The organism is Allobosea sp. CER48 (genome assembly GCF_044752385.1).
Lineage (GTDB): Bacteria > Pseudomonadota > Alphaproteobacteria > Rhizobiales > Beijerinckiaceae > Allobosea.
In genome coordinates this window covers 1-3,212 of the sequence record NZ_JBIWYK010000373.1, presented here as the reverse complement: position 1 = coordinate 3,212, position 3,212 = coordinate 1, and the positions used below count along the sequence as shown (strand labels likewise).

4 protein-coding genes are annotated in these 3,212 nt (G+C 63.9%); all 4 read right to left on the bottom strand.

Annotation, left to right across the window (positions count from 1 at the left end; all coding sequences use genetic code 11):
* Window positions 1–63 precede the first annotated feature (63 nt).
* Window positions 64–1,308 carry a L,D-transpeptidase family protein gene (locus tag ACIPIA_RS13015; RefSeq protein ID WP_400510160.1) on the bottom strand — a complete coding sequence of 415 codons (1,245 nt, stop codon included), beginning with the start codon at window positions 1,306–1,308 and terminating at the stop codon, window positions 64–66.
* A 295-nt stretch (window positions 1,309–1,603) separates the two neighbouring features.
* Window positions 1,604–2,116, bottom strand: a complete 513-nt coding sequence (gene ldtR, locus ACIPIA_RS13010; protein ID WP_400510159.1) for a transcriptional regulator LdtR — start codon at window positions 2,114–2,116, stop codon at window positions 1,604–1,606.
* Between the two features lie 254 nt (window positions 2,117–2,370).
* Window positions 2,371–2,811 carry a DUF6163 family protein gene (locus ACIPIA_RS13005; RefSeq protein ID WP_400510157.1) on the bottom strand — a complete coding sequence of 147 codons (441 nt, stop codon included), beginning with the start codon at window positions 2,809–2,811 and terminating at the stop codon, window positions 2,371–2,373.
* 2 nt (window positions 2,812–2,813) lie between these two features.
* On the bottom strand, window positions 2,814–3,212 hold a 399-nt coding region (locus tag ACIPIA_RS13000; protein ID WP_400510156.1), incomplete at its 5' end, for an enoyl-CoA hydratase/isomerase family protein.

Sequence of the window (3,212 nt, the reverse complement as noted above, 5' to 3'; positions counted from 1 at the left end):
GCCAATGAAAAACCCGCCTGTCGCCAGGCGGGTGTTTCAACGATCCGGTGCAAGCACCGTATCTCAGATATCCTGATCGCCCTGCAACGCCGCCACCGGCGCGGGGCCCAGGCCATCCTTGTTGTAGATGTCGTCACGGAACTGCACCCCGCCATCCGCGGTCGCCCAGGCGGTGACATAAACCCAGTAGCAGGCCACCGGATCGGAGATCCGGGCATTGACGCGCTGGCCGGACTGGATGACCTCGTCGATCTTGGCGCGATCCCAGCCGGGGGTGTTCTTCAGGAGCCAGGCGATATAGTCGCGCACGTTCTGCACGCGCATGCAGCCCGACGATACGAAGCGGTAGTCGTCGCCGAAGATGCCCTTTGACGGCGTGTCGTGCATATAGACGCCGTGGGGGCTCGGAATGTTGATGCGCACGAAGCCGAGGGAGTTGAACTCGCCGCCCGGATCCTGCCGGAATGTATAGCGCGTCGCCTCGTCCGAATTCCAGTTCACGCTGGCCGGCGAGATCTCCGCGCCACTCGGCGAAATGATGCGGATCTTGTTCTCGGTGAGGTAGTTCGGCTCCTTGCGCATCTTCGGGATCAGGTCCTTGCGGATGATCGAGGCGGGAACCGTCCAGGTCGGGTTGAAATTGACTTCGGGAATGCGGGTCTGCAGCAGCGGCGACTGGCGATCGATCTTGCCGACGCCGGCGGCGTGGCGGGTCGCGACATGCCCGTTCTCGACCGTCTCGACCATCGCGGCGGGAATATTGGCGACGACGTAGCGGCCGCCGAGATTGCCGGACCAGCTGCGCAGGCGCACGACATTGGTCTCGAGCTGGCGGATGCGGCGGTCGATCGGCACGTTGAGCGCGACGACCGTCGCGCGGTTGATCGTTCCCGTGGTCGAAAGACCGACGCGCGACTGGAAGCGGCGCACCCCCGACTCGACATAGGAGTCATAGACCGGGCTGTCGCCCGCGGCAGCGTCGAGATCGCCGGTGATGATCAGGCGCTGGCGCAGCGCGACCACGCCTGGCCCCTTCGCACCCACGCCCATGCGGTCAGGAAGCTGGACGGGCGCCCAGCCGCCCCGTGCAGCGAGATCGCGATAGGTCGCGATCGCCTGCTCGGTCGCCTGCAGCGATTCCGGCGAGAGCATCGGCGTCGAGGAACGAATTACAGCGTTGCGCGGACCAGCATCATAGCTCTGGCGCCATTCAGCTTGCTGGGCGAGCGCCGGAGCAGCGGCGGCCGTGGCGGCACCCGACAGGAGGGCCAGCACCGTTTCGCGGCGGGTCAGGCTCAAATCCGACATCTCTTCCCTCTTCAAGACTACACGTATGCAGGCAGGCCGCACAAAAACGTCGCCGAGATGGCGACGCTCACGGGGACTGCCGCAAAGACCTCTCGGCCGACGACGGTGTCCTAGCACGGTTAACGAGGCGTGATGACAGAGGCGAATTTAGGGCATGGCTCGGTTTTGCCGCATGCATGGCAACAAAACCACAGTCACGATGCCCGTCCTGGCATGGCGACGGCGCGGCGGGAGGTTCTTCCCGGCCACGCCGCAGGCAGGCAGAAATCAGAAACCGCCGAAAAGGCAGTCCTTATCAGAGCTTGTAGCGGATCTGGTCGGTCCAGAAGCGCTCCAGGCGCAGGAGGGCGTTGTTCATCCGCTCGAAGTCGTCGGCGGCAATGCCACCGATCTGCTCGACCGTGCGGACATGCTTGTCGTAGATGCCCTTCACGATATCGTGCACTTCGGTTCCCTTCTCGGTCAGGCTGATCCGCACCGACCGGCGGTCGATGCGCGAGCGGGCATGATGGAGATAGCCCAGCTCGACCAGCTTCTTGACGTTGTACGAGACGTTCGAGCCGAGATAGTAGCCGCGGGTTCGCAGCTCGCTCGCCGAGAGCTCGGCATCGCCGATGTTGTAGAGCAGCAGCGCCTGCACGCTGTTGACGTCGTCACGACCGCGGCGCTCGAACTCATCCTTGATGACATCGAGAAGGCGACGATGCAGCCGCTCCACCAGCGTGAGAGACTCAAGATAAAGAGGCCTGACGCTGAGTTCGGACTCGTTATTCTTGGAAACATCCAAAGTCTTGACGCTCGATTTCATTGTATATCCCGCCTGTTGTATGTCGGCCGAGATTTTTCTCCCGGTCCGCTTCTGAAAATGACCATAAGCCCCGGCGGATGAAAACGAGTTTAAATATCAGGATGAATCAGGGATTTACCTCTTTCGGTGAATCGTAAGTGAAGCCAGAAACGCTTAAGCTAAAGCGATTCTTACCATGACTCGGCGCAATCGATGGACCGTCCGCCGTCTCTCAGGCTCGCGCGGACCGGGTGCAGCGACCGATGAGCGCGGCCTTAGTCCGCGTCGTTCTCGGCGGCCCAGGTCGCGAGGAAGTAGATGGCCATCAGCGCGATGTAGATCCCGATGAGCCAGGCCGTCATCGGCACGAAGCGCGGGAAGAAGAAGCTCAGCAGCAGCTGGCTGATCGCCGCCAGAAGCCAGAGCACGCCGCCCCAGGTCGAGGTCAGCCAGAGCCCGACCGCCGCTACGAGGTCGATCACCGCGAAATAGACGATGATGGCCTGGAAGCTGAGCAGGCGATTCTCGAAAGGCGGCTGCGGATTGCCCGGAAGGCCGAAGATCACCGCCCAGGCGGTCAGCCCCTTGGCCAGCCAGAAGGCCGAGAGCAGGCGCAGGAACCAGACGAGCAGGCGCCGCCAGCGCCCCTCCTTCTTGCCGCCATCCTCGCTTGCCGCAGTCCCGCGCAGGGCCTCGCCGTCGCCGCCTAGGCCCAAGCTCAGTCCTCCAGCTCGAGTTCGTCAGCGCCGAGCGACGCGAAATAGGCGTCGATGTCCGCCTGCCTGACCGCTTCGAGCGTTGCCGGCAGCCAGCGCGGCGCCTGATCCTTGTCGATCACGACGGCGCGCACACCCTCGTAGAAGTCGTGTCCGCGCGCGATACGCGAGACGATGCGGTATTCGGTCCGCATCGCCTCGGCGAAATCGAGCCCGGCGCCCCGGCGCATCTGCTCGAAAGCGATCGCGACGCTGGTCGGCGACTTGGTGGCGATCGTCTGCAGCAGCTTGCCTGCGAAGGCGCTCCCGCTTGCCGCCGCCTTGTTCAGGCGCGCGATCACCTCGACCAAGGTCTCGCCGCCGAAGGCTCCCGCGATCACCGGGCGCTCGGCCTGCAGGGG